General features: G+C 70.2%; 26 protein-coding genes. 16 read left to right on the top strand and 10 right to left on the bottom strand.

The features are described 5' to 3' along the window. Positions 1-14: 14 nt before the first annotated feature. Positions 15-1454, bottom strand: a complete 1440-nt coding sequence (locus VFH10_RS01650) for a trimethylamine methyltransferase family protein (RefSeq protein ID WP_325125290.1) — start codon at positions 1452-1454, stop codon at positions 15-17. A 178-nt stretch (positions 1455-1632) separates the two neighbouring features. Here VFH10_RS01650 and VFH10_RS01645 point away from each other — a divergent pair, with 178 nt between their 5' ends. The 5 genes from VFH10_RS01645 to VFH10_RS01625 are packed head-to-tail and all read left to right on the top strand — an operon-like array spanning position 1633 to position 6599. Beyond that, positions 1633-2412: an IclR family transcriptional regulator gene (locus tag VFH10_RS01645; protein WP_325125289.1), complete on the top strand. Its 780-nt coding sequence runs from the start codon at positions 1633-1635 to the stop codon at positions 2410-2412. Positions 2413-2464: 52 nt separating this feature from the next. Further along, a complete protein-coding gene (locus VFH10_RS01640) occupies positions 2465-3130 on the top strand; it encodes a corrinoid protein (RefSeq protein ID WP_325125288.1) in 666 nt (221 codons plus the stop codon). Beyond that, the gene (locus tag VFH10_RS01635; RefSeq protein WP_325125287.1) at positions 3127-4014 is read left to right on the top strand and encodes a dihydropteroate synthase; all 888 of its coding nucleotides are present in this window, start codon (positions 3127-3129) and stop codon (positions 4012-4014) included. Before VFH10_RS01640 ends, VFH10_RS01635 begins: the two co-directional genes overlap by 4 nt. Before the next feature lie 19 nt (positions 4015-4033). Beyond that, positions 4034-5992 (top strand): ASKHA domain-containing protein, encoded by a 1959-nt coding sequence (locus VFH10_RS01630; protein ID WP_325125286.1) that lies wholly within the window; start codon positions 4034-4036, stop codon positions 5990-5992. Between the two features lie 40 nt (positions 5993-6032). Next, positions 6033-6599, top strand: coding sequence for a DUF1638 domain-containing protein (locus VFH10_RS01625; RefSeq protein ID WP_325125285.1), 567 nt, complete (start codon positions 6033-6035; stop codon positions 6597-6599). A 6-nt stretch (positions 6600-6605) separates the two neighbouring features. On the opposite strand, the gene VFH10_RS01620 is transcribed toward VFH10_RS01625, so the two are convergent. The 4 genes from VFH10_RS01620 to VFH10_RS01605 all read right to left on the bottom strand — a co-directional run bounded on the left by VFH10_RS01620 (position 6606) and on the right by VFH10_RS01605 (position 8772). Continuing rightward, entirely contained in the window at positions 6606-7451 is an 846-nt protein-coding gene (locus tag VFH10_RS01620; RefSeq protein ID WP_325125284.1) for a methylenetetrahydrofolate reductase, read from the bottom strand. Positions 7452-7547: 96 nt separating this feature from the next. Beyond that, positions 7548-7868, bottom strand: coding sequence for a DMT family transporter (locus VFH10_RS01615; protein ID WP_325125283.1), 321 nt, complete (start codon positions 7866-7868; stop codon positions 7548-7550). Then, complete coding sequence (locus VFH10_RS01610) at positions 7868-8218, bottom strand: DMT family transporter (protein ID WP_325125282.1); 351 nt, start codon at positions 8216-8218, stop codon at positions 7868-7870. Before VFH10_RS01610 ends, VFH10_RS01615 begins: the two co-directional genes overlap by 1 nt. Continuing rightward, positions 8215-8772, bottom strand: coding sequence for a TetR/AcrR family transcriptional regulator (locus tag VFH10_RS01605; protein WP_325125281.1), 558 nt, complete (start codon positions 8770-8772; stop codon positions 8215-8217). The genes VFH10_RS01610 and VFH10_RS01605 overlap by 4 nt, the downstream gene beginning before the upstream one ends. 154 nt (positions 8773-8926) lie before the next feature. Between VFH10_RS01605 and VFH10_RS01600 the strand changes: the two genes are divergently transcribed. The 6 genes from VFH10_RS01600 (at position 8927) to VFH10_RS01575 (ending at position 14432) form a co-directional block, all read left to right on the top strand. Then, positions 8927-10144: an NAD(P)-dependent oxidoreductase gene (locus VFH10_RS01600; RefSeq protein ID WP_325125280.1), complete on the top strand. Its 1218-nt coding sequence runs from the start codon at positions 8927-8929 to the stop codon at positions 10142-10144. After that, on the top strand, positions 10141-11232 hold the full coding sequence (locus VFH10_RS01595; protein ID WP_325125279.1) for a DUF1015 family protein: 1092 nt from the start codon (positions 10141-10143) through the stop codon (positions 11230-11232). Before VFH10_RS01600 ends, VFH10_RS01595 begins: the two co-directional genes overlap by 4 nt. Before the next feature lie 108 nt (positions 11233-11340). Beyond that, a complete protein-coding gene (locus VFH10_RS01590) occupies positions 11341-11676 on the top strand; it encodes a metalloregulator ArsR/SmtB family transcription factor (RefSeq protein ID WP_325125278.1) in 336 nt (111 codons plus the stop codon). Then, positions 11673-13352 carry a SulP family inorganic anion transporter gene (locus VFH10_RS01585; protein ID WP_325125277.1) on the top strand — a complete coding sequence of 560 codons (1680 nt, stop codon included), beginning with the start codon at positions 11673-11675 and terminating at the stop codon, positions 13350-13352. The genes VFH10_RS01590 and VFH10_RS01585 overlap by 4 nt, the downstream gene beginning before the upstream one ends. A 103-nt stretch (positions 13353-13455) precedes the next feature. Then, positions 13456-13818, top strand: coding sequence for a hypothetical protein (locus VFH10_RS01580; protein WP_325125276.1), 363 nt, complete (start codon positions 13456-13458; stop codon positions 13816-13818). Beyond that, entirely contained in the window at positions 13815-14432 is a 618-nt protein-coding gene (locus VFH10_RS01575) for a hypothetical protein (protein WP_325125275.1), read from the top strand. The genes VFH10_RS01580 and VFH10_RS01575 overlap by 4 nt, the downstream gene beginning before the upstream one ends. Positions 14433-14581: 149 nt before the next feature. Here the strand turns inward: VFH10_RS01575 and VFH10_RS01570 are convergent, their stop codons facing one another. Both VFH10_RS01570 and VFH10_RS01565 read right to left on the bottom strand, forming a co-directional pair. Continuing rightward, on the bottom strand, positions 14582-15448 hold the full coding sequence (locus VFH10_RS01570) for a hypothetical protein (RefSeq protein WP_325125274.1): 867 nt from the start codon (positions 15446-15448) through the stop codon (positions 14582-14584). A gap of 139 nt (positions 15449-15587) precedes the next feature. After that, on the bottom strand, positions 15588-16937 hold the full coding sequence (locus tag VFH10_RS01565; RefSeq protein WP_325125273.1) for an MFS transporter: 1350 nt from the start codon (positions 16935-16937) through the stop codon (positions 15588-15590). A 156-nt stretch (positions 16938-17093) separates the two neighbouring features. Here VFH10_RS01565 and VFH10_RS01560 point away from each other — a divergent pair, with 156 nt between their 5' ends. The 3 genes from VFH10_RS01560 (at position 17094) to VFH10_RS01550 (ending at position 20329) form a co-directional block, all read left to right on the top strand. Beyond that, complete coding sequence (locus tag VFH10_RS01560; protein ID WP_325125272.1) at positions 17094-18056, top strand: LysR family transcriptional regulator; 963 nt, start codon at positions 17094-17096, stop codon at positions 18054-18056. A 249-nt stretch (positions 18057-18305) separates the two neighbouring features. Continuing rightward, positions 18306-19721, top strand: a complete 1416-nt coding sequence (locus tag VFH10_RS01555; RefSeq protein ID WP_325125271.1) for an alkaline phosphatase PhoX — start codon at positions 18306-18308, stop codon at positions 19719-19721. Positions 19722-19816: 95 nt separating this feature from the next. Then, the gene (locus tag VFH10_RS01550) at positions 19817-20329 is read left to right on the top strand and encodes a DUF4188 domain-containing protein (protein WP_325125270.1); all 513 of its coding nucleotides are present in this window, start codon (positions 19817-19819) and stop codon (positions 20327-20329) included. A 91-nt stretch (positions 20330-20420) separates the two neighbouring features. On the opposite strand, the gene VFH10_RS01545 is transcribed toward VFH10_RS01550, so the two are convergent. The 3 genes from VFH10_RS01545 to VFH10_RS01535 all read right to left on the bottom strand — a co-directional run bounded on the left by VFH10_RS01545 (position 20421) and on the right by VFH10_RS01535 (position 23219). Continuing rightward, positions 20421-21089 carry a Type 1 glutamine amidotransferase-like domain-containing protein gene (locus VFH10_RS01545; protein WP_325125269.1) on the bottom strand — a complete coding sequence of 223 codons (669 nt, stop codon included), beginning with the start codon at positions 21087-21089 and terminating at the stop codon, positions 20421-20423. A 150-nt stretch (positions 21090-21239) separates the two neighbouring features. After that, entirely contained in the window at positions 21240-22001 is a 762-nt protein-coding gene (locus VFH10_RS01540) for a class I SAM-dependent methyltransferase (protein ID WP_325125268.1), read from the bottom strand. A 141-nt stretch (positions 22002-22142) separates the two neighbouring features. Further along, positions 22143-23219 carry an alpha/beta hydrolase gene (locus VFH10_RS01535; protein ID WP_325125267.1) on the bottom strand — a complete coding sequence of 359 codons (1077 nt, stop codon included), beginning with the start codon at positions 23217-23219 and terminating at the stop codon, positions 22143-22145. A 103-nt stretch (positions 23220-23322) separates the two neighbouring features. On the opposite strand from VFH10_RS01535, the gene VFH10_RS01530 reads away from it, so the two are divergent. After that, on the top strand, positions 23323-24366 hold the full coding sequence (locus tag VFH10_RS01530) for a uroporphyrinogen decarboxylase family protein (protein ID WP_325125266.1): 1044 nt from the start codon (positions 23323-23325) through the stop codon (positions 24364-24366). A gap of 87 nt (positions 24367-24453) precedes the next feature. Further along, a complete protein-coding gene (locus VFH10_RS01525; RefSeq protein ID WP_325125265.1) occupies positions 24454-24723 on the top strand; it encodes a zf-TFIIB domain-containing protein in 270 nt (89 codons plus the stop codon). Positions 24724-24730: the final 7 nt, after the last annotated feature.

Below are 24730 nucleotides of genomic sequence, written 5' to 3'. Positions count from 1 at the left end.
GCCCCCCGACGCCCCTAGTCGCCGAGCTCGGCCCGGCGGCGGACGACGTACTCCTCGAGCTCGGCGCGGACTGCGTCGTCGAGCGTCGGAGGCTCGTACTCCTCGAGTCGCTTCCGGTAGATCTCGCCGGCCCGGACCGCCGCGTCCTTGCCGCCGCCACGCATCCAGCGCTCGTAGTTCTCCGAGGAGGAGAGCATCGGCCGGTAGAAGCAGGTGCGGAACCGCTCCATGGTGTGCGCGGCGCCGAGGAAGTGCCCACCGTGGCCGACCTCCTGGTGGGCGTCGAAGGCCATCGAGTCCTCGTCGATCTCGAGCGGGGTGAACTCCACGTGCATCATCTGCAGCAGCTCGACGTCCACGATGAACTTCTCGTAGCCCGCCACCAGGCCGCCCTCGAGCCATCCGGCCGAGTGCATCACCCAGTTGGCTCCGGCGAGGAACGTCGGCAGCAGCGTCATCAGCGCCTCGTAGCCGGCCTGCGCGTCGGCGACCTGCGAGGAGGTCAGGCCACCGCCCGTGCGGAACGGCAGCCCGAAGTGGCGTGCGATCTGCCCGGTGCACAGCAGCCCCAACCCCGACTCGGGCGTGCCGAACGTCGGTGATCCCGACTGCATGTCGATGTTGGACAGGAAGGAGCCGAAGATCACCGGCGTCCCGGGCCGGATCAGCTGCGAGAGGGCGATGCCCGAGAGGGCCTCGGTGATCTGCTGCACGAGGGCCGCCGGCACGGTCACCGGCGACATCGCGCCCATCAGGATGAACGGCGTGAGCACCACCGGCTGGCCGGCCGCGGAGTACTCGAACTGCGCCTCCAGCATCCGGTCGTCCCAGCGCAGCGGGGAGTTGCAGTTGATCAGCGAGATGGTGGCCGGCGTCGCCTCGATGGCCTCGCGCGAGCCGAAAAGGATCGACGTCATCGCCAGCGTGTCCGCGGCGTTCACGCCCGACACCACGTTGCCCATGTAGACCTTGTCGGTCAGCGTCTGCAGGGCGTAGGTCATGTCCAGGTGCCGGCTGTCGAGGGGGGCGTCGGAGGGTTCGCAGATCACGCCGCCGGCGGAGTCGAGGACGGGGAACGACTGGGCCAGCTTGGTGAAGTTCCGGAAGTCGTCCATCGTCGCGTCCCGTCGTACCTCACCCTGACGGACGAACGGCGGACCGTAGACGGCGCCGAAGGCCATCGCGTCGCCACCGATGTGGATCGAGTGCTCGGGGTTGCGGGCCTGCACGTCGAACTCGGCCGGCGCCTTCGCGACCTGCTCCAGGACGAAGTCCGGGTCCAGGAAGACGGTGTTGTCCTCGACCTTCTGCCCCGCGGCCCGGAACAGGTCCAACGCCCGGGGGTCCAGGAACTCCACCCCGATCTCGGTCATCAGCCGCCGCCACCCCTTGTCGAGGGTGGCCATGGCCTCCTCCGAGAGCACGTCGTAGCGCGGCATCCGGTTGCGGAACATGGGGTCCTCCTGCGATCACCTCGCCGGCCCGGACCACCGGAGTCGTGTGGCTGCTTGACCCAGGTGCGGCACGGCTCCTAGCCTCATGATGTGGAACACAGTTCCACATCATGGAACGTGTGGGAAGTCCGCACCACCATCAACCGTTCGCACCACGCCCGCACCGAGGGAGGCGCCCGTGAGCGACACAGCGACTGCCGCCGCCCCCGGCACCCGAGCCGTCGACCGCGCCGCCGACCTGGTCTCCACCGTGGTCCGGGCGGACGCCCCGATGACGTTCGCCGACCTGCAGGAGGCCAGCGGGCTCGCCAAGTCGACGACGTCGCGGATGCTGACCGCGCTGGAGCGGTCCGGCCTCCTCGAGCGCGACGGCGCGGGTTCCTACGTCGCCGGCTCCCTCTTCTGGCTGTACGCCGCGCGGCACGACCCGTGGGAGGAGCTCGTGCGGCTGGCCCGCCCCACGATGAAGGCGATCGGCGAGGACACGCACGAGACCGTGCACCTGAGCGTGGCGCGGGGAGACCGGGCGGTGCAGGTGGCGCAGGTCGACTCGACCTACCTGCTGGGCACGCGGGACTGGACCGAGGTCGACGTGCCCGCCCACTGCTCGGCCCTCGGCAAGGTGTTCCTCGCCTGGGGCGCCATCGACGTACCTGTGGGTCCGCTGCCTGCGCAGACCCCGGCCACGCTCACGAACCCCGAGCGGTTGCGGCGCGACGGCGACCAGACCCGTCGGCGCGGCTGGGCGATCACCGTCGACGAGCTGGAGGTCGGCCTCACCGGCGTCGCCGTCCCGATCCACGGGCCGCGGGGCGACGTGGTCGCCGCGCTCGGGATCTCCGGACCCACATCACGGTTGGAGGGGCGGCTCGAGGAGCTGGGCCGCCGTCTGCTCGAACGTTCCGCGGAGCTGTCGATGCTGCTGCGCGGTCGCACACCCAAGGAAGGGGTCGCATGACTTTCACCCCAACGGAACACTCGCTGCGCTCGCATTTCGCCGGGGGTCCCAAATGACTCCGGAAGAGATCCTGCAGGGCTTGTACGACGAGACGCTGGTCGGCAACGGCCCTCGCGTCCTCGAGCTGACGGAGGAGGGGCTCGGGCTCAGCATGGAGCCGCAGACCCTGCTCTTCGACGCGCTGATCCCGTCTCTGGAGGAGGTCGGCGCGCGATTCGAGCGCGGTGACTTCTTCGTGCCCGAGATGCTGATCGCAGGCCGCGCCATGGCCGGAGCGATGGAGCGGCTGCGCCCGCTGCTCGCCGAGACCGGCGTGCAGACCGTGGGCAAGTTCCTCATGGGCACCGTCAAGGGCGACGTCCACGACATCGGCAAGAACCTCGTGAACATCATGCTCGAGGGGGCCGGGTTCGAGGTGATCGACCTCGGCGTCCAGGTGGCTCCCGAGAAGTTCGTGGCGGCGATCGAGGAGCACCAGCCCGACATCGTGGGCTTCTCCGCGTTCCTCACCACGACGATGCCGATGTTCAAGGCCAACCTGAACGCCCTGGAGAAGTCGGGCCTGCGGGACTCGGTCGTCGTCATGGTCGGCGGTGCACCGGTCACCCAGGAGTACGCCGACGCGGTCGGTGCGGACGGCTACGCCGCCGACGCGTCCGCCACGGTGAAGAAGGCGAAGGCGCTGCTCCACGAGCGCCGCGCGACGGTCCCCGCATGAGCGGGACCTACACCGGCGAGCCGCTGCACACGGTCCTGCGCTCGGCCTCGCGCGAGGTGGTGATCGGCCACGACCAGCGGTTCTGCCTGATCGGCGAGCGGATCAACCCGACCGGCCGCCGGATCTTCCAGGAGCAGCTGCGGGCCGGCGACTTGTCCGCCATCGAACGCGACGTACGCGCCCAGGTGGAGGGCGGCGCCGACGTGCTCGACGTCAACATGGGCGTCCCGCTCACCGACGAGCCCGAGCTGCTGGCGAAGGCGATCACGCTGGTGCAGGGCCTCACCGACCTCCCCATCTGCATCGACTCCTCGGTCGTCGAGGCGCTCGACGCGGGCCTGTCGGCCTACCAGGGCCGCGCCCTGGTCAACTCCGTCACCGCGGAGGACGACCGGCTCGCGGCGATCCTGCCCCTGGTCAAGCGGCACGACGCCGCGATCATCGCGCTCCCCAACGACGAGGACGAGATCCCGATGGACGCGGACAAGCGGCTCGAGCTGACCGCGAAGATCCTCCGCGTGGCCACCGAGGAGTACGGCATCGCCAAGGCCGACATCGTGATCGACCCGCTCGCCATGCCGATCGGGGCCGACACCACCACGACGCTGGTCACCTTCGAGACGATGCGCCGCATCCGCGACCAGCACGGGCTCAACATGACCTGCGGAGCCTCCAACACGTCCTTCGGCATGCCCGACCGGCACACGCTCGGCGCCGCCTGGCTGCCGATGGCGATGGCCGCCGGCCTCACCAGCGCGATCATGGACGCCCGCTCGCCCAAGATCGTCGAGGCGGTCAAGGCCGCCGACGTGTTCTTGAACCACGACGAGTGGGGCACGGCCTGGATCGCCGCCCACCGGGCGAAGGCGGCCGCGACGGCATGAGCACCCCACGGGCCCGGCCATGACCGACGGCGTACCCGACGTCGACCTCGACACCGTACGGCGCGAGGGGCTGCTGCCGACCCGCGGTGCCGACCCGGCCCCCCACGACGGCACCGGCCGCGTGTCGCTGTCCTTCACCGTGCTGGATCCGGATCCCGCGCGCACGGCGCGACGCGAGGTCCGGGTGCCGCCGGGCGTCACCGTCTTCGACTCCGCCTCGTGGAACGGCATCGCGATCGACTCCACCTGCGGCGGCCACGGCACCTGCCACAAGTGCAAGGTGCGGGTCGAGGGGTCGAGCCCGATCACCCGGCACGACGTGAAGACGTTCACCCGCGAGCAGCTCGACGACGGGTGGCGGCTGGCGTGCCTGGTCAACGCGACCCGCGACCTCGCCGTCGACGTACCCCCGCTCACCACCCGCCCCAAGGCCGCCACCGTCGGCGTCGGCCGCCAAGTCATCCTTCGGCCGGCGATCCAGAAGCGGTACGTCGAGCTGGGCGAGCCGACCCTGGCCGACCAGCGTCCGGACCTGACCCGGCTGCTGGACGCGATCGACGACCTCGAGCCCCAGCCCGACCTGCACGTGCTGCGCCGGCTGCCGGCCGTGCTGCGACAGGCCGACTTCAAGGTGACCGCGGTGGTCGTCGACGAGGCGCTCATCGACATCGAGCCGGGCGACACCACCGGCACGCAGTACGCCATCGCCTTCGACCTCGGCACCACGACGGTTGTCGCTACGCTCCTCGACGTCGCGACCGGCACCCCGGTCGCGGTGGCGTCGATGCTGAACCGTCAGCAACCCTTCGGCGGCGACGTCATCACGCGGATCAGTGCCACGATGCTCGACCCGGACACCCTGCACCGCCTCCAGCGAGCGGCCGCCGAGACCCTCTCAATGCTCGCGACCCAGGTCTGCCGCGAGGGCGAGGTCGACCCCAGTCATGTCTACGAAGTGGCGCTGGCCGGCAACGCGACGATGACCGCGCTCGCGCTCGGCATCGAGCCGGAGCCGCTGGGGGTCGCACCCTTCGTGATGGCCGTCGCGCACCCACCCGTGGTGCTGGCCGACGAGCTCGGGCTGGCGCTGCACCCACGCGCCCGGGCGGCGCTGTTCCCGGCGCTGGGTGCCTACGTCGGCGGCGACATCGTGGCCGGGATGCTGGCCACCGGGATGGACCGCGACAAGCGCACCCGGCTGATGATCGACGTCGGCACCAACTGCGAGATCGTGCTCAGTGACGGCGACCGGATCGTCTCCACCGCCGCTCCCGCAGGTCCGGCGTTCGAGGGTGGCGCCATCCGGTGCGGCATGCGGGCCGCCGAGGGCGCCATCGAGGTCGTGAAGCTCGGCGGGTCCCTCGAGCCGGTCGAGCTGGGTGTGATCGGCGACGTCGAGCCCAAGGGGTTGTGCGGCTCCGGCCTCGTCGACGCGGTCGCCGAGCTGGTCAGGGTGGGGCTGATCGACGGCTCCGGCCGCTACGTGCCCGACGAGGTCGCCCCGTCGGTGGCGCCGTCTCTCGCCGACCGCCTCACCAGGATCGGCGACGAGCGCGTCTTCGTGCTGCACCGGCCCGATCCCGACGCGGATCCCGTCGACTGCGTGGTGCTCTCCCAGCGTGACGTCAGGGAGCTCCAGTTCGCCAAGGCGGCCATCTCCACGGGCTGGTCGCTGCTGCTGCAGGAGCTCGACCTCGAACCGCGCGACGTGCAGCAGGTGCTGATGGCCGGATCGTTCGGCAGCTACCTCTCCCCCGCTTCCGCGGTGCGGATCGGGCTGGTCCCGAAGCTGCCGGTGCTGCGCATCGTCTCTGCCGGGAACGTCGCCGGCGAGGGGGCGAAGATGGCCCTGCTCTCGCTCCGCGAGCGGGCCGGCGCCACCGCGCTGACGGAGGAGGTGACCTATGTCGAGCTCTCCGACCGCGCCGACTTCAACGACCGGTTCGTCGACCAGCTCGCCTTCCACGACGGTCGTTGAAGGCGGGCAGCGCGAGACTCGAGAACACCGGACGGCGCTGGTGGCGTGCGGCGCCCTCGCCCAGCCGGCCACCGCGATCGCCGCGCGCAAGGGCTGGCCCCTCGACGTGCACCCCCTGCCGCCGCTGCTGCACAACCGTCCGGAGCGGATCGCCGGCGAGGTGCGCCGCACCGCGGCTGCCCTGCTGCCGCAGTACCGTCGCGTGGTCGTCGGCTACGCCGACTGCGGCACTTACGGCGCGCTGGACGAAGTGTGCCGCGAGCTCGGGCTGGCTCGGCTCGAGGGGCTGCACTGCTACGACCTGTACGCCGGGACGGGGCGGCTCGAGCGCTTCTTCTACGAGCAGCCCGGCACCTACCTGCTCACCGACTTCCTGGTGCGTTCCTTCGCCCGGACGGTGCTCCAGGAGCTCGGGCTGGATCGGTGGCCGGAGCTGCACGAGACGTACTTCGGTCACTACACCCGCGTGGTGTGGCTGGCGCAGGCTCCCGACGACGAGCTGCGCGCGCTGGCAGAGGATGCCGCTGCCCGGCTCGGTCTGCCGCTGACTGTCGTCGACACCGGCGACTCCGGGCTGGAGCGGGCCCTCGCCGCGGTGGTCGACTGAGCTCGCTCAGGTGCGCAGCCGGGCCAGCAGGTCGTTGCGCCAGACCTCGGTCTCGGCGATCTGGTTGAAGGTGAACACGTGCAGGCCCTCCACGGCCGCTCCCGGCATCGCCAGCGCCGGCGCGCACTGCTCGAGGAACTTCTCGCCGGTGTAGCCACCGGGCGCGGCCAGCCGGGCCAGTGTCCCCTTGTGCTTGACCAGGAAGCGGGTGGACTCCCCCACGCCGATCTTCGTCGCCATCGCCAGCAGCTTGGTTCGCTCGACCGGCCCCGGGAGGCCGAGAAGCAGCGGCATCGTGATCCCGCGCTCGCGCATCCGACGTACCCAGACCCGGATCGACGCGGGGTCGAAGGTGAGGTTGCTGACCACATGGGTGGCGTAACGACGCTTGTCCCACATCGACTGCACGGTCAGGTCGTCGTTGATGGTGGGGTGCGACTCGGGGTAGCCGGTGATGCCGACGTGCGCGAACGGACGCCCCAGCTCGGCGAGGTCCTCCAGGAGACTCAGCGCGTCGGGATAGGTGCCGTCCGGCTCCGCGTCACCACCGGGCACGAACACGCGGGTGACGCCCTTGCCGGTCAGGCGTTCACAGATCTCCGCGAGCTCCTCCCGCCCGTGCACCATCCGCGCGGCCAGGTGCGGTACGACGGCGTAGCCGTGCCCGGCGAGTCGCTCCGCGAGGTCCACGGTGGCGGCGAGTCCCTTGCTCGGGGAGGCGGTGATGGTGACCACCCGCTCCCGCGGCAGGTGGGTCAGCACGGACTCCTCTGCGGACGGCGTGGGCAGCACTTCGTAGCGCGCGTTCTCCACCAGCCGGGCCAACAACTCGGCGTACCGCCTGTTGCGCATGATGAGACTCGTTTCGTGATGCGCAGCAACGCTGGGCAGCGTACCCCGTGAGCGAGGACCCGGCCAAGACCCGTCGATGGGCCCCGCCCCTCGTTCTCATCGAACCTGTCCCAGCTCCAGGAGCAGCACGCCGCAGGCGATCAGGGTGATGCCTCCGGCCATGACGAGCGTGAGGGGTTCCTCGAACAGAACCTTGGCCGCGATGGCGGTCAACGCGATGCCGACCGCGGTCCAGATGCCGTAGGCGAGCCCGAGACCCATCCCCTGCCTGAGCACGCCTGACAGACACACGAACGCAAGCAGGTACCCGAGCACGACGACCGCGTACCAGCCCCTCCGGTGGCTGGTTGCCGCGCGCAGCGACAGCGTGGCCGACACCTCGAACAGGATTGCCGCAGTCAGCAGCAGCCACGCCATCAGGCCACGCTCCGCGAGCCGTGCCTGCGAGCGGAGTGGGAGCCCAGCTCGACCAGCACCACGCCGGCCACGACCAGAGCCATACCGAACCACATGACGGGAGTGATCGCCTCACCGAAGAGACGCACCGACAGGACAGCCGTCAACGCGACGCCGAGCGCTCCCCAGACTCCGTAGGCGACCCCCAGCGGCAGCCCCCTGCGAAGGACGCCCGCCAGGCAGCTGAAGGACGCCACGTAGCCGAGCACGACGACCACGTAGAGGACCGCGTGGTCGATCGCCGCCCTCAGGGACAGAGAGGCCGTGACCTCGGTGACGATGGCCGCAGCAAGCAGGAGCCACTTCGTCATCCGGCGGCCCTCTGCTCGAGCAGCCCGAGCGCGACGAGCAGCAGGTCGCGGCGCTCGTCGTCCGTCAGGGGCAGGTATCCGCTGGAGTCGGCGAACCAGGCCCCATCGGCGGCCAAGCGCACCAGGTGGAGCCGTGCCCGGTCAGGTGCCGGCAGGTCCTCCGGGATCTCGACCCACGGTTGCAGACGCTCCGACCAGCGGGCGATCATCCGGTCGCGCAGCCTGGGGTCGCCGAGCATGACCAGGTCTGCGCCGTCGTGCGGCGAGACCAGCGACCAGCGGAGGTACGCCGCCAGTCGCTCCTTCGTGGTCGGACTCGTGGTACCGGCCGGCAGGTGCCCCTCCAGCTCGCCTTCGCACCGGTCGACCACACGATCGACGAGGGCCGTCATGAGGGTCACCTTCGTTGGGAAGTGGTACATCAGCCCGGGCTTGGTCAGTCCCGCCGCACGCGCAACCGAGTCCAACGACAGCGGCGTGCCTCGGCGCAGCAGGTCGAGGCCGCTGTCGAGTGCCTTGTCCCGGAGGGACGGACGATGGGCAGGGCGAGACACGGACTAACCTTACCATCCAGTCGGTAAATAAAGAGGCGTCAGCAGCCAGCTCGGGGGCCCGGACCGGGAGCGGCCCGTCCGGTCCGCGCCACGTCGCGCTCGACCGCCGGCACCGATACCTTGTGGAACCAGGCTGCGTTCAGCGGAGGTCACCATGCGTGTGCTCTTTGCCGACTCCGTCGGCGCGTCGACCGTCACCCGGCTCGAGGAACGCGGCCACACGTGCGTCCTCGACCCGGGGCTCCAGTCCGGCGACCTGGCGGCCAACCTCGCCGGGTTCGATGCGCTGGTCGTGCGCAGCACCAAGGTCGGCCGCGACGTGTTCGAACGTGCCGACCGGCTCGCACTCGTGATCCGCGCGGGCGCCGGCACCAACACCATCGACACCGAGGCCGCTGCGGCCCGCGGGGTCCTGGTGGCGAACCTGCCCGGCCGGAACGCTGCCGCGGTGGCCGAGCTGACGATGGGACTCCTGATCGCGGTGGACCGGCGGATCGTCGACGCTGCGGTCGACCTGCGGTCCGGACGGTGGGACAAGAAGTCCTACAGCGCGGCCCGGGGCCTGCGCGGCACCACGCTCGGCATCCTCGGACTCGGCTCCATCGGCCTCGAGGTCGCCCAGCGCGCCGCCGCCTTCGGGATGCACCTCCTGGCGCTGGCGAAACCCAACCGCCGCCCGCACGTCCTGGCACGCGCCGAGGAGCTGCGCATCGAGATGGTCGAGTCGCTCCCCGAGCTGCTGCCTGCCTGCGACACCGTGTCCCTCCACCTGCCGTCGAGCCCGGCCACGATCGGGCTCGTCGACCGGTCCTTCCTCGACCTGATGAGGCCGGACGCCATCTTGCTGAACACCTCGCGGGGTGAGCTGGTCGACGAGGACGCGTTGCTCGAGGCGTTGGACGGCAAGGGCCTGCGCGCCGGGCTGGACGTGTACGCCGGCGAGCCAGGGACCGGAGCGGCGGAGTGGACCTCACGGCTCGCCCAGCACCCGAGAGTGGTCGGCACCCACCACATCGGGGCCTCCACGCAGCAGGCCCAGGACGCCATCGCCGACGGGGTGGTGGAGATCATCGACGCGTTCGTCAAGGGTGAGACGCCCAACTGCGTCAACCTCACGCCGAGCCGGATCGGCTCCGCCACGCTGACGGTGAGGCACCTGGACCGAGTCGGCGTGCTCGCCCACGTCCTGGACCTGTTGAGCCGCAACAGGCTCAACGTGGAGCAGATGCAGAACCGGGTCTTCCGGGGCGGCGACGCTGCGGTCGCCACGATCGACGTGGCCGGCCCCGTGTCGGAGGACCTGCTCGCCGACCTGGGCTCGTTGCCGGACGTGTTCGGCGTCTCCGCGGCGACCATCGACGGCACCGCATGATCGCAGCCGCGGCGGACGGAGGCAGGTTCACGGGTGCCGTCCGGCCCTTCGAGGCACGGGTGGTCCGGCAGGAATGGGCGGCAGCCGCGGTCACGCCGATGGTGGACGCGCTCAGCCCAGGTGAGCACCGGTCCCCCGTCCACACCCCCGAAGAGGCGTACGTCGCATCACCCCCGGCGCTGTACGTCTACCGGATGCGCCGAGGGCGCGCCGACCACGTCGGGGTCGTGGCCGACGTCCGTCTCGAGGCCTTCGCCTCAGGCGGAGTGCGCGGTCACGAGTCCGTCGATCCACACCGCGTCGACGCGCTCGTGCGGTACTACTCCGAACATCCCGCCCGTTCCGAACCGGTCGCGCTGCTGCACGACCATCCACCGGGCGCGGCGACGCTGGTGGAGAACGCTTGTCGCGGCCGCCCCCTCCTCGACTTCCAGAGCCCCGACGGCCTCGAGCACACGGTATGGCGGGTGAGCGACGACGAGGAGACGACCGGGATCGCCGAGGCCCTCGGGCAAGGGGTCCACTACATCGCCGACGGTCACCACCGGGTGGCCGCGCGGCTGCGAGCCTGGGAGCTGTCGGGCAGACCGGACGATGCCGGTGTGCTGTGCGTGGTCTACCCCCTGGACGGGCTCACCATGTCGGCCTTCCACCGGCGGGTGGCCGGCCCTGTCGACGCAACCCGGCTGCTCGACACCGCGTCGAGGCACTTCGTCGTGCGCCGAGTGCCTGCAGGACAGGTGACAGACGGTTTCGGCGTCTACGTGGCCGGTTGCTGGTACGACGTGGCGCCGGCAGGGCCCCGACCAGAAGGCGTGGCGGGGCTCGATGCGTCCGTCCTCGAGGCGCGCATCCTCGGCCCCGCCCTGGGCATCTCGGGGCCCGGACACCCCCGGCTCGAGGTGGTGCCCGACCACCTCCCGCTCCCGCACCTGACGGCGAGGTGCGACGACGACGACGGCGCGCTGTTCGTGGTCAGACCGCCGTCGCTGCGGGCGCTTACCCGGATCGCCGACCTCGGCCAGGAGATGCCGCCCAAGACCACCTACTTCGCGCCCAAGCCCTACGCGGGGATCTTCCTCACCTGAGCCTCTGGTCGGCGGCGTCGCACGACCTCAGCGCAACGCGACTTGAAGAAATGTTCAACTCATGTAATCTTCAAGTGCGACCCCGGCGACCCGAACGGAAGGACAGGCATGGGCGTGCCGCTCTACCAGGCCAAGGCCGAGTTCTTCAAGACGCTGGGCCATCCGGCACGCATCCGGATCCTCGAGCTCCTCTCGGAGCGCGACCATGCCGTCCACGAGCTCCTCGACGAGATCGGCATCGAGCCGAGCAGCCTCTCCCAGCAGCTCGGCGTGCTTCGTCGTACCTCGATGGTGGTCTCGCGCCGTGAGGGCAGCGAGGTCGTCTACTCGGTCAGCGTCCCCGAGGTGCGTGACCTGCTCATGGCTGCCCGCAAGATCCTGTCCGGCATCATCGCTGCCCAGGGCGAGCTCGAGGCCGAGCTCACCCCCAAGACGCGCCAGTGACCCCGCGCGGCCTCTTGAGCCGGACGCTGCAGCTGCTCCCGCACCGGTCGGACTTCACACACGTACGTCCGGGTCGTGACCTGACCGCCGGTCTCATGGTCGGCCTGGTCGCGTTACCCCTGGCGCTCGGCTTCGGGGTCAGCTCGGGCATGGGCGCCCGGAGTGGTCTGGTCACGGCCATCGTCGCCGGGGCGGTTGCGGCCGTCTTCGGCGGCAGCAGGGTCCAGGTGAGCGGACCCACCGGCGCGATGACCGTCGTCCTGGTCCCGATCATCGCCGTCTACGGTCCCGACGGTGTGCTCGTCGTCGGGCTGCTGGCCGGGCTTCTCCTCGTCGTGCTCGGGTACGCCGGGGCGGGGCGGGTGATCCGCTACGTCCCGGTCACCGTCGTCGAGGGCTTCACCGTCGGCATCGCGGTGATCATCGGGCTCCAACAGCTGCCTGCTGCGCTCGGCGTGCCGGCAGATGGAGAGAAGGTGACGGCGCTCGCCTACGACGCGGTCCGCAACTGGTTCGCCGACATGAGCTGGACTCCCCTGCTGATCTGCGTCGGGGTGGTCGCGACAGTCCTGATGCTGGCGAGACTGCGCTCGGCGCTCCCGGGATCCCTGCTCGCCATCGCTGTCGCCACGGCAGGCAACTCCTGGCTGGACTGGGGCGCCACGACCGTCGGGGCCATTCCGTCGGGCCTTCCCGCCCCCTCCGTCCCCCACGTCGGCCTGGGCGACCTGGACCAGCTCCTCCTCCCGGCGATCGCCGTGGCCTCACTGGCGGCCCTGGAGAGTCTGCTGTCGGCCACGGTCGCCGACGCGATGACCATCGGTCAACGGCACGACCCCGACCGCGAGCTGGTCGGCCAGGGCCTGGCCAACCTGGCCAGTCCGCTGTTCGGGGGCATGCCGGCCACCGCCGCGATCGCGCGGACCGCTGTCAACATCCGGTCCGGAGGAACCTCGCGACTGGCCGCCGTCATCCACTCCGCGGTCTTGCTCGCCGTCGTGCTGGTTGCCGCGCGCGGCGTCTCCGCGATCCCCCTCGCGGCCCTGGCCGGCGTACTCGTTGCAACCGCCGTGCAGATGGTGAGGGTGTCCAGTGTCTCCGCCCTGCTTCGCTCAACGTCGGGCGATGCCGCCGCCCTCGTCGTGACCGCAGTGGCCACGGTGGCGGTGGATCTCGTCACCGCCGTGCTGATCGGACTCGTCGTAGCCGGGTTCTTCGCGCTCCGCCAGACCGCGCAGGCCGCACGGCTCGACCAGACCCCGCTCGACGACACCGACGACCAGCTCGACGAGGAGCACGCGCTGCTCGACGAGCACATCGTCGCCTACCGGATCGACGGGCCACTCTTCTTCGCCGCCGCCCACGACTTCCTGCTGGAGCTCTCCGAGGTCAGTCGCGTCCACGTGGTGGTGCTGCGCCTGTCCCGGGTGACCACCATCGACGCCACCGGCGCAGCGGTGCTGGCCGACACGATCAACCGGCTGGAGGACCGCGGGGTGACGGTCCTGCTCTCGGGCGTGCAACCCGAACACACGAAGGTTCTGCTGCGCCTGGGCGTCTACGACCAGCTCGCCCACGAACGGCACCTCTTCGACGACACACCCGCCGCGATCGCGCACGCGCGACTGCACGCCGCCCGGATCGCCCACTCGAGCCCCGGGGAGGCTGCGAGGTGACCGCGGGAACGTTCGTCGCGCCCCCATCGTCACGCGCCTTCAGGCAGGTCAGATCAGGCCGAGGGCGCGACCCTGGCGGACGGCGTCCGCCGTCCTCGGCACGATGCTTCTCGGTGGCGATCTCTGGTTCGAGACCTTCGCCGTCCCGTGGCTCGCGGGGGGTCCGGGCGCCGAGGCACTCCTCAGCACGCCGTCCACGTTGATGGGGATCGGCGCCGTGGCGAGCTACGTTCTCTTCGCGCTCGGGTGGGTGATGTTCGGCCTCGCGAGCCTGCGGGCGCGGGTCTTTCCTGCCTGGATCTCCCTCCTCGTCGTCGTGGGCGGCGTCGCCGGCTACCAGGCTCTGCTCGCCCCGTGGGGCACCCCTCTGGGCGTGGCGATCGCCACGCTCGGCGTGTGGCTGGTCCGATCCGCGTCGGTGAGCCACCGCACCGACGAGCGCGCAGCAACGGGAGCGCGGAGATGACCGACTCGCCCCTCTCACGTCACGCCGGGGTCATCGTGCTCGTGGTGGGCACCTACATGGCCGCGACCCAGGTGGCGCTGTTCGCCGTCGTGGATGTCGACGACCCGGCCACGATGCTGGCCGACCCGGTGTTCCGCGTGCTGAACCTGGCCTACGCTGCCGCGTTCCCAGGCTTGGCGGTCGCGCTGTCCGCCGCCTACGACCGGCAGGCGCGGCAGGCGGGATCGTTCGGACTGGTCGCTTTCTCCGCCGCCATGGTCGGGACCGTCACGCTCGGTGCGGACATGTGGTTCGAGGGGTTCGCCGCCCCGTGGCTGGCGGAAGTCGTGCCCGAGGTGCTCACCGCCGAGAAGACGGCGATCTGGCAGGCCGGTTTCCTCTCCAGCTTCGCGCTCTTCTCCATCGGTTGGTTGCTCTTCGGGCTCGCCTCGCTGCACGCCCGCGTCTTTCCGCGGCTCGTCAGCTCGGCCATCCTGATCGGAGCGATCGTCGGCTTCAAGGCGGCCTCACCGCCGTACGGCGTCGCCCTGGCGCTGGCTCTGGTGACCCTCGGAGTCTGGATGGTCAGGTCCCGGACGGCCGTTCAGACGGCAGCCGAGCCCATCACAGTCTGACGACGGCCGCCCCTCGGCCCCATCGCCAAGGCATCGTGCGGCACGTGCAAGAGCCGCAGCCGGCGGTGGGTGTGCCTGCGGGGCGCCGTGCTCCAGCGCTCGAGCCCCGTCCTCTGCCGTTCCCGGCGGGACGGGGCCCGAGCGGCCGGCTATCGCTTGACGGTCAGGACGACGGACTTCGGCGTGCCGGTCGTCGTGTTGTAGGAGATCGTCACCTTGGTGTCGCGGCTCGGGCGCTGGCTGGTGGTGGTCACCGTGAAGCCCACGGAGCTGGCGCCGGCGGGCAGGTACGGCGAGCTCGGGTTGGCCGTGAACCGTGAGCTCGAGTCGCTGAAGAGGAACATGCCGCCCTCGGGGGCCGGGCCGCTCATCGTGATCGTGCCCTGCACGGTCGACCCGTACTTGACCGAGGTCGAACGCAGCGTGACCGAGGCCACCGACGGGACGTCGACCGAGGACTCGGAGACCCTGACCGTGTAGGCCCCGGCCTGCCCGGAGACGGTCTTGATGTCCATGACGAAGTTCGGGTAGATCTGGTTGTCCGGGGTGTAGGTCAGGAAGCCGTACTCGCCCGCCGGGAGCACGTCCGTGGTGAAGCGCTCGAAGCTGTTGGACATCGTCACGTTGTTGATCGACGTGCCCGAGCCGTCCTCATTGACCCGGTACAGGCCGCCGATCTGCAGCCCGCCCTGGACGCCGAGGCCGAGTGCGGAGCCGGCGGCGGTGATCTCGCCGGCGTAGGCCTTGCCCCCCGTCGCGGTGAAGCGGAAGAAGTCGAAGTCCTGTCCCGCGCTCGTGCGCGGGAACGGGTTGGGTGCCTGGCAGATGGCACGGGTGACCGTGCCGCCGACCGTGACCGGGGCCGCGATGCTCGCGGAGAACCCCCAGTCGCCGTCTGGCTCCCAGGCGTCGGGGGCGCAGTCCGCCGGTACGGCGGCGTGGGCTGGCGCGACCAGGACGGCCGCGACCGCGGCGGTGGCTGACGCGAGGACGAGGAATGATTTGAAGGTCCGCATTTCCGAAACGTATGGGCTCGGAAGTCGGTGCCGACATGGGACGTTGGTAGTAGAACTGCGCCGTACCGAATTTGTGCTTCGGCGCGACCGTGCCGGACTCACACATGAGCCGCCCGCGCACCTGATGGAGAGGAGGGCCTCAGCACCCGCCAGCCGTGACGGGGACCGGCCGGGCGACCTTGCTCGGCCGAAGGACCGGGTCCGCGTCGAAGGCCCTGGTCCCCTTGCTGCTCAGCACGACCGTGCCGAGCACCGCGGCGCCAGTGGTCATCAGCAGGAGGGTGTGATGCAGTCCGAACCCGTCGATCAGGAAGCCGGTGGCGAGGACGCCGATCGGCGCGGCGACCGGGATGCTTGCGGTGCTGAGCCCGACGACGCGAGGTAGCAGCCGCGCGGGCGAGCGCTCCTGGCGGATCGTGGCCTGCAGCGGCACCAGCGCACCGGCCGCGGCTCCGAGCGTGACCAGCATGGCGACGATCACCGGAAGCGACGGGACCAGCGCGACCCCGGCGAACGTGCAGGGCAGCACGATGAAGACGCCGACGTACAGCCTTCGCCGCGGGACGCGCGAGCCGAAGATCCCGAAGCCTGCCGTCCCGATCAGGCCGCCGGCGCCGTAGCTTGCGACCATCACCCCCAGCATGACCGGATCACCGAACGTCTCGCGAGCCAGGACCGGCAGCACGATCGGTGTGAGCGGGCCGACCATCAGCACCGCTGCCGTCGGGAACAGGACCAGGGCGCGTAGCGCCGGGTCGCGCCAGATGAAGTCGAACGTCTCACGGAGTCCGACCTTCCCTGCCCCCGTCGCGTGCACGGCGCCGGGGCTCGGAAGGCGGACCAGCCACCCGACGAGGAGCGCCGCGAACGCGAACGAGGCAACCGTCACCCAGAGCGCCCCGCCGACGCCGAAGGCAACGATGAGCAGGCCCGCGACCGGGGCGCCGAGCAGGTATCCGACGTGCTCCGCCGAGGTGAACAGCGCGTTGGCGCGCTCTCGCGCGTTCCCGCAGGCGTCCGCCGCCGCCGGCACCAGGCTCTGCCGCGCGGTCGAGCCGGCCGAGTCGGCGAGCGTGCCGACCAGGGCCAGCAGGACCACGTGCCAGATCTCCAGCACCTCGAGCGTCAGGAGGATCGGAAGCGGTACGACCGCGAGGCCGCTGAGGAGGTCGGCGGCCGAGCTCGTGCGGACCGCGCCGATCGCGTCCACGACCCGGCCGGCCGCCACCCCACCGACGGCCGCGCCCACCACGCCGGCGAAGACCGCGATCGCGGCGAGCGCGGCGCTGCCGGTCGTGGTCAGCACCAGCCATGGGATCGCGACGGTCATGATCACGTTGCCGCTCAGCGACACGGCGTTCGCCAGCACCAGGGGGGTCAGTGGGGAGCGGATCCGCGAGCAGGGCGGGGGTACCTGGCCCGGCCGATCGTGCGCGGCCGAGGCTTCCGCCAGGGAGGCCGGTCCGGGACCGGGAGCGACGCTCTTCATGGCATCAACGGTCACCCTCGTCACCGCGCGACGTCCAACACCTCTTTGGCGGGGATTGACAGCTCGGATGCGTGAATGGACGCAGGTGGAGGCAGACCTGGGGCACTTTCACCCGCTGACTGCGTCAATGCGAAGCTCCGCGAGTACGGTGACAGGGTGCGGCAAGAGCTCGATCTCCGCCTTCTCCGAGCCTTCGTGGCGGTCGCGGAAGAACTTCACTTCACCAGGGCCGCCCACCGTCTCTTCGTGGCGCAGCAGGCGCTGAGCCGCGACATCCGTCGGCTGGAGTCGCAGGTCGGCGTCCGCCTGTTCGTGCGCAGCACCCGTAACGTCTCGCTCACTAACGACGGCGAGCGTCTCCTGGTTCACGCCCGAGCGCTGCTCGCGCTCAACGATGCGGCCCTCCGAGACCTGGGTGACGCGACCCGTCCGCTCCTCGTGGACGTCATCGGTCAGGGGCTGACGGCGGGCCGGATCGTCGACGCCGCGCGCCTGGCCACCCCGCAGCAGGAGTTCACGGTGCGTTATGGGGGCGGACTAGGTGCGGCCCTCCCCCAGCTGCTCGCCGGACGCCTCGACGTCGCGTTCGGCAGGACCGAAGGGCTTCCGCTGCCCTTTCCCCCCGAGCTGGACCGTCGGTTGGTCCGGTACGAACCGCTGGGGCTGATGGTGCTGACCGACCACCCCCTGGCAGCACTCGACGAGGTGCCGCTCGACCGGCTCCGCGGCATGGAGATCGACACCAGCGCCGGTAACGAGGACGCTCCCGAGTGGGTCGACCTGGGAGCCGCCCTGCTCGAGGCGTTCGGCGCGAGGCCGTTTGCTCCGCACCCGCACGTCATCGGGCCGGACGAGACCGCGCGGCACCTCCGCTCGCACCGGCGCCCCATCCTCACCATGAGCGAGTCCCCGGGAGTGCCGGGGGCGGTCCTCAGGCCGCTCGTCGAGCCGGTGCCTGTCTATCCATGGGCGATGGTGCACCTACGCGACGCCGACCACCCCGGCATGACGGCGTTGGACGTGGCCGTGACCGAGCTTGCCGCCAAGGAGGGGTGGGGACAGCCGCCCGACGGCGCGTGGCTGCCGAGTGCCGATGGGGAATGGGCTCGCGGCCGATGACCGCGATGGCCGCCGTACTGTCTCCAGCGGCGTGACGACGCCTCAGCAAGGCGACGGACGCGGGCCCGTACTCGTGGTGCAGTTTGCTTGACCGTGTCCGAGCTGTGACGTTTCATGGAAAGAAATTCAGAGCTGCGGGTTCGTCCCCCATCGAGAAATCGACTCGACGTCTCGGGGACCCGGCGCTCCGGTCTGACCAGTTGCGTGGGTCCGGCGGATGCGGGAGTCACGCCTTCACGAGGGATAGTCATGACTGCTTCCATCAACCGACGCCAATTGCTCAGTGGCACCGCTGCGGCCGGGCTCGGGATCGCCATCACCGGCAACATCGCTGCGGTAGCAGGGACCCGTGCCTCCGAGGGGTACGGCGAGCTCGTCGACGACCCTGACGGCCTGCTGTCACTTCCGGCCGGATTCTCCTACAAGCTCGTGGCCAGGACGGGCGTCACCACGACCACCGACGGAGCCAAGACCGCCAGCGATCCCGACGGCACCGGAGTGTTCGCTGCCGGGAGCGGATGGGTGCTGGTGAACAACCACGAGATCGGGCGCACGATCGCACAACCGCCGGGACCCGAGGCGTTCGGGGTGCCGCCGCTGCCCGGTCTGACCTACGACCCCGGGAACCGCGGCGGAACGTCGACGATCGAGGTCGACGCCGAGGGGAACCGGATCGCCGAGTACGTCAGCCTGGCCGGCACGAGCACCAACTGTGCGGGAGGGGTGAGCCCGTGGGGCACCTGGCTCACCTGCGAGGAGACCGAGGACCGGGCGGGTCGCGTGCGTCAGAAGGACCACGGCTACGTGTTCGAGGTGGACCCGAGCAGCCAAGCCGCGAACGTAGGCAAGAGCCCGGTGCCCTTGAAGTTCCTCGGCCGCTTCGCGCACGAGGCGGTCGCGATCGACCCGGCGACGACCGTCATCTACGAGACCGAGGACGCTGACGAACCGAACGGCCTCTTCTACCGCTGGGTGCCGCCGGAGGGATTCTCCGCCGGCAAAGACGCGCTACGCACGCTCGCCCTGGACAGCGGCGGTGACACCGCCGGCCGGCTGCAGGCGATGAGCTGCTATCGCGGAAGCCGGCACATCCTTGACCTCAGCGCGGCGACCACGCCAGGAACCCGCTACACCGTGCAGTGGGTCGACGTGCCCGACCGCGACGCCGCGACTGCCTCGGTGCGCAGTCAGCTCACCGACGAACAGGTCACCCGCGGCCGCAAGCTCGAGGGGGCATGGTGGGGAGACGGCGGCGCCTACTTCGTCTCCAGCTTCGCCCGCAGCAGCGATGGCAGCCTGAACGAGCACGACGGCCAGATCTGGCTCTACGACCCAGCCACCGAGTCCGTCACTCTGCAGACGCTCTTCGGGGTCAACCCCGACCCCACCGTCGACACCGACAGCTACGACGGGCCCGACAACATCACCGTCTCGCCCTACGGCGGGCTGATCCTCGCCGAGAACGGCGCGGGCATCCAGCACCTGGTCGGCGTCACCGACCAGGGCAAGACGTACCCGATCGCCCGCAACGACCTCAACGACAGCGAGTTCACCGGGCCGGGGTTCAGCGCCGACGGCAGGATCCTGTTCGCCTGCATCCAGTCACCGGGTCACGTCTTCGCGATCACCGGCCCCTGGCGCCGTCCGAGCAACGCTGACACGTGATCGTGGCACGCCACCTTGACCCTTGGTGGTAGCCGATCGTGCTATTCCGCACATGTGCAGCAAGCGCTGATAATCGCGGTCAGGAGGTACCGGCCGTGGCAGAGGTGCAGAAGGGCCGTTTCACCGCAGACGTCAGCTCGCTCGGAGACGAAGTGGTCGTCTTCCTGATCGGGATGAGGATCAACAAGCCGTGGAAGGTCCGCGCCTGGTGGCCGGTCTTCACCGCGATGCCCAAGATGCTGAAGTACCTCGCCGAGCATCCTGACAAGGGGCTGCTGGGGTATGAGCAGGCGTTCCTTCCCTCGCCGATAATCGTGGAGTACTGGCGGTCGTTCGAAGACCTGGCGCGCTTCGCCCGCGATCGTGACGATCCCCACCTCGAGCCGTGGCGCCAGTTCAACAGACGCATCGGACGCTCCGGCGACGTCGGGATCTGGCACGAGACCTATCGTGTCGGGACCGCGAACATCGAGACGATCTACGGGAACATGCCGCGCTACGGGCTGGCCGCCGCGACCGCATCGGCCCCGATCAGGCCGGGACGCGAGTCGGCTGCGGCTCGGATCGGAGCGACCCGGACCGACGATCCGGCGCTGCCCGGGTACTGACGCTGCCGCTCACCCCCAGGAAGCACACGGTTGCGGGGCCTGTTCGCTCAGTGGTGGGGCAGGCAAGCCGCCGCGGCGCGCACTCCTGGTGTCAGGAGAACAGCTTCCAGTGCCCCTCGGAGATGACGTCGACGGAGCCGTCGGCCACCCTGATGGCGGTCTCGTCGTCGATGGCGTACGCCGGACCCGGGATCCCGGCCGCCCATCGTTCGGCGTCGGCCATCGTGTTCTCCGGAAGGTCCTCGTGATCCAGGTGCGGGAAGATCGAGAAGTCGACGACGCCCAGGGTGCTGTCGCCACCGGCGGGTGGCTTCCAGCCCACGAAGTCCTCCCCGATGCGAGGGGTCATCACCATGCTCCCCGCGCTCAGCCCCACCCAGACCGTCTCGCGCAGCGAAGGCAGGAGATCCGCCAGCCCCGACTGCCGCATCCAGTGGCACAGGTAGAGGGGGTCGCCCCCGTTCACCAGCAGCACGTCCGCCTCCCGGACCGTGGGGACCCAGCCGTCCTCGCCGATGCTGGGCAGCGCGGTGAGCTCCAGCACTCCCAAGGACTTCCAGCCCAGCTCGCACATGGGGGTTCTGGGCTCTCGGCCGCTGATGAAGCGCCATGCCGCGCCGGAACCGGCCATGGGGTGCGCGTACGTCGCGGTGGGGATGCAGAGGGCGTTGGAGTCGGCGATCGGTTTGCCCAGCAGGTCGACCAGCGCCGTGTGGATGCTCGCGTTCTTCACGCCGGCGGAAGTGAGCAGAAGTCTCACGCCTGGCTCCTGTGCTTGGTGGTCAACATGCGCTCCTCGAGGGTCGGGACAACGGTTGCATGCGCATACCGACCGTGCACCGCAACGAAACTCATCGCCCGTTGGATCCCCTCGTCCCCCGCGCGCTCACATCGGCAGTCGCGGCGGCGTTCAGCCAGGTGGGGCGCCCGGTTCGCCGGCCAGGGGCTTCTCGTAGACAACCACCTGGCTCTCACTGTCCGACTTGAACGGTTGCCGATCCCACCCGGCCCAACGCGCGCGTCGCCGTAGACCCGCGAGCCGAGCCATGAGATCCAGCTCGGACGGCCACACGTAGCGGTACGGCGCAGAGTGGCGCACCAGGCGACCGTCGACCTCGAACCAGTGATGTGACCACGCGACCTGCCCGACGACGTCGTCGAAGGTCTCGATCCCCACGTGCTCGGGATCGAGGCAGAACACCCGGGCGACCTCGCCGGGAGGCACCCGACGCAGCTGCGGCACGATCACCTCCAGGACGAAACAGCCCGTGGGCTCGAGATGAGCCGCGGCGTTGACGAAGACCGCGAGCTGCTCCTCCTGCGTCGTGACGTTCATGATGGTGTTCGCCACCAGGTACACGAGCCGGAACTGGCCCGGGAGCCTGGTGGTCGTCATGTCGCCGATCGTCACCGGCACGCGATCGGCTCCCGGCTTGCCGTGCAGCCGGTCCACCATGTGAGGTGACAGCTCGATCGCCTGCACCGGAACGCCGCGGTCACTCAGGGGCAGGGCCACCCGCCCGGTGCCGACAGCGAACTCGAGCGCCCGGCCGTCTCCGGCGAGCTGAGACAGCATGTCGACCATCGGGCCCAGCACCGACGGCGCGGACTGCGCCGCATTGACCGTGTCGTAGACGGCCGCGATCTCCGGTCCCCAGGTGATCGCACCCATGAGCATCAGTATCGATTCGACAGGGCCGGGTCGCCAAGGACGGCGGACCGATCGGCGGCGCTGAGCGGCGCTTCGAGCCGCAGGTGGCGCCACGGTCGATGGCTTGCCCTCAGTCGCGCGGGCCGACTACACCTCGAAGAGCTAGCCCGCGGGTCGGGCGTGCGGGAGCACGTGGGTCAACAGGGCCAGGAAGAAGTGCCCGGGTTCCTCGAACATCGCCATGTGGGCCGAGTCCTCGAACCACTCCACGACCAGGCTCGGCACCTCGAGGCGGGCCACCCAGCTCTCTACCGGACCGGGCGGCGTCATGGCGTCGTGACGGCCGAGCAGCTGCACCATCGGGACCGGGAACGACGTGATGATCCCGAGGTCGAGATCGGCCAACCTCGGGAGCAGCACCTCTGCGGTGAGCGCGTTCCCCGCCTCGAGGGCGACCCGGTCCGCGCTGGTGTAGTCGGGTGAGAGCACGTCGCCGTCCATGAAGAAGGCGCACCCGTCCCGCCCCGCGCCGAACCCGCCGAGGCGTTGCACCCACGCCCGTTCGACGAGGATCTTCTCGAGAAGCGTGCCCTGGTCGCCCGGGTAGGGCAGCAGCGCGTCGAGCTCCGCCACCGCGTCCACGAGCCCACGGCGCCGTGCCTCCTCGCGGACCCAGCGCCAGCTCGCGGGTTCGCCCTCCGCCAGCGACACCATCTGTCCGACGCCGACGTAGACGCTGAAGAGGTCGGGCCGCTCGACCACCGCGAGCGTCGCCACGGCCGTGCCCCAGCTGTGGCCGCAGACGGCAACCTTTTCCACACCCAGCTTGTTGGTCAGCCAGGCGGTGAGCTCGACCGCATCGGCGACGTACTGCGCCGGGTGCATCGTCGGACGGACGATTTCCGGGTCGGTGAGTGCATGGGTGCGGCCGGCGGCCCGCTGGTCGTAGTGGACGACGGTGAAGTACTCCTCGACCGGGCGCTGCCACATCCAGCCCGTAGGTGCGAGCGGCGTTCCCGGTCCGCCGTGGACCACGAGGAGGACGGGGTTCTGGCGCCGGCGGCCGCGGATGGAGACCACATGCGGTACGCCGCCGAGCTCGACGACACAGGTCTCCTCGACGCCCGTCGGGCTCGTGATCCGGTTGAGGTCGGCAACCACGGCCACCGGGTCGAGCTCGTCGCCTTGCGTGGCGGCGCCAGCAGTGTCCACGACGTCCGCTCCGGCGTTGTCGTCCACCCGGACAGTATGCGACCTGAGCTGGGATCGGCCGCGCGACAGGCACGCACTGCGGGATCGGCCGGCCTCCTCAACCGGCAGCGTCCGTCGTAGAGTCACCAGAATGACTGCGACCTCGTCCCCGCTGCCGATCCTGCCGACCTCGCTGGTGGGCAGCTATGCCCAGCCGGACTGGCTGATCGACAGGGCCAAGCTGGCCGGCCGCTTCCCTCCGCGGGTGCGCGCCAAGGAGCTGTGGCGGGTGGAGCCGGAGCATCTCGAGCAGGCACAGGACGACGCCACGGTGCTGGCCATCCGCGCCCAGGAGCGGGCGGGACTCGACATCATCACCGACGGCGAGATGCGGCGGGAGTCCTACAGCAACCACTTCGCCACCGCCCTCGACGGCGTCGACATCGACAACCCTGGCACGGCCCTCGATCGCAGCGGACATCCCAACCCGGTGCCCCGGATCGCCGGACCGATCGTGCGGCCGCGGCCGATCGGCGTCCGCGACGTCGAGTTCCTGAAGGCGAACACCGACCACACGGTCAAGATGACCGTGCCCGGCCCGTTCACGATGTCGCAGCAGGCACAGAACGACCACTACCCCGACCTCGAGTCGGCGGCTCTGGCGTACGCCGCCGCGGTCAACGCCGAGATCAAGGACCTGCACGCCGCCGGTGCCGACCTGGTGCAGATCGACGAGCCGTACATGCAGGCACGGCCCGAGGCGGCCCGCGAGTACGGCCTCGCCGCGCTCAACGCCGCGCTCGACGGCGTCACCGGCACCACCGCCGTGCACATCTGCTTCGGGTACGCCGCGATCATCCACGAGCGGCCGGAGGGGTACTCCTTCCTTCCCGAGCTGGCCGACTGCTCGGCCGACCAGATCTCGATCGAGACCGCACAGTCGGGTCTCGATCTCGGCGTGCTCAAAGAGCTCAGCGACAAGCACATCATCCTGGGCGTCATCGACCTGTCCGACCACGAGGTCGAGTCCGCCGAGCTGGTCGCCGACCGGGTGCGCCGAGCTTTCGCCTACACCTCGCCGGACCGGATCACCATCGCCACCGACTGCGGGATGAAGTACCTCCCCCGCGCGAGTGCCGAGGGGAAGCTGCGCGCCATGGCCGGTGCTGCGTCGATCCTGCGCGCCGAGCTCTAGCGAGGGCGGAGCCTGAGATCGAGGTCGGCGAGCACGGGTCCTCATGGCGTGTCCATAGGGTGGGAACTCACCGCCTGAGGAGGAACCATGAAGTGTCCCAATGACTCGGCAACCCTGGTCATGAGCGAACGGTCCGGCGTCGAGATCGACTACTGCCCCGAGTGTCGGGGGATCTGGCTGGATCGTGGCGAGCTCGACAAGATCCTGGACCGCGCCGAACGCGAGCAGAGCGGCGGCTCCCAGCGCTCAGCACCCGCCGGCACGCCGACGTCGACTCACCATGACCGGGACCACGGCAGCCGGGACAGCTATCGCTCCAAGAAGAAGGAACACTGGCTCGGAGAGCTGTTCGGCTGATCTCCGA

Source organism: Nocardioides sp., assembly GCF_035697785.1.
GTDB lineage: Bacteria > Actinomycetota > Actinomycetes > Propionibacteriales > Nocardioidaceae > Nocardioides_B.
Note: the sequence above shows the minus strand (reverse complement) of the source record. Positions and strands in the feature narration are given on the sequence as shown.

Bases quoted from the DNA above. Each gene is read 5' to 3' on its own strand.
- VFH10_RS01595 (WP_325125279.1), top strand. From the start codon at position 10,141: ATGATCGCAGCCGCGGCGGACGGAGGCAGGTTCACGGGTGCCGTCCGG.
- VFH10_RS01615 (WP_325125283.1), bottom strand. From the start codon at position 7,868: ATGGCGTGGCTGCTGCTGACTGCGGCAATCCTGTTCGAGGTGTCGGCC.
- VFH10_RS01580 (WP_325125276.1), top strand. From the start codon at position 13,456: ATGCTTCTCGGTGGCGATCTCTGGTTCGAGACCTTCGCCGTCCCGTGG.
- VFH10_RS01565 (WP_325125273.1), bottom strand. From the start codon at position 16,937: ATGAAGAGCGTCGCTCCCGGTCCCGGACCGGCCTCCCTGGCGGAAGCC.
- VFH10_RS01630 (WP_325125286.1), top strand. From the start codon at position 4,034: ATGACCGACGGCGTACCCGACGTCGACCTCGACACCGTACGGCGCGAG.
- VFH10_RS01575 (WP_325125275.1), top strand. From the start codon at position 13,815: ATGACCGACTCGCCCCTCTCACGTCACGCCGGGGTCATCGTGCTCGTG.
- VFH10_RS01620 (WP_325125284.1), bottom strand. From the start codon at position 7,451: ATGCGCAACAGGCGGTACGCCGAGTTGTTGGCCCGGCTGGTGGAGAAC.
- VFH10_RS01570 (WP_325125274.1), bottom strand. From the start codon at position 15,448: ATGCGGACCTTCAAATCATTCCTCGTCCTCGCGTCAGCCACCGCCGCG.
- VFH10_RS01640 (WP_325125288.1), top strand. From the start codon at position 2,465: ATGACTCCGGAAGAGATCCTGCAGGGCTTGTACGACGAGACGCTGGTC.
- VFH10_RS01555 (WP_325125271.1), top strand. From the start codon at position 18,306: ATGACTGCTTCCATCAACCGACGCCAATTGCTCAGTGGCACCGCTGCG.
- VFH10_RS01635 (WP_325125287.1), top strand. From the start codon at position 3,127: ATGAGCGGGACCTACACCGGCGAGCCGCTGCACACGGTCCTGCGCTCG.
- VFH10_RS01650 (WP_325125290.1), bottom strand. From the start codon at position 1,454: ATGTTCCGCAACCGGATGCCGCGCTACGACGTGCTCTCGGAGGAGGCC.
- VFH10_RS01540 (WP_325125268.1), bottom strand. From the start codon at position 22,001: ATGGGTGCGATCACCTGGGGACCGGAGATCGCGGCCGTCTACGACACG.
- VFH10_RS01530 (WP_325125266.1), top strand. From the start codon at position 23,323: ATGACTGCGACCTCGTCCCCGCTGCCGATCCTGCCGACCTCGCTGGTG.
- VFH10_RS01610 (WP_325125282.1), bottom strand. From the start codon at position 8,218: ATGACGAAGTGGCTCCTGCTTGCTGCGGCCATCGTCACCGAGGTCACG.
- VFH10_RS01590 (WP_325125278.1), top strand. From the start codon at position 11,341: ATGGGCGTGCCGCTCTACCAGGCCAAGGCCGAGTTCTTCAAGACGCTG.
- VFH10_RS01600 (WP_325125280.1), top strand. From the start codon at position 8,927: ATGCGTGTGCTCTTTGCCGACTCCGTCGGCGCGTCGACCGTCACCCGG.
- VFH10_RS01525 (WP_325125265.1), top strand. From the start codon at position 24,454: ATGAAGTGTCCCAATGACTCGGCAACCCTGGTCATGAGCGAACGGTCC.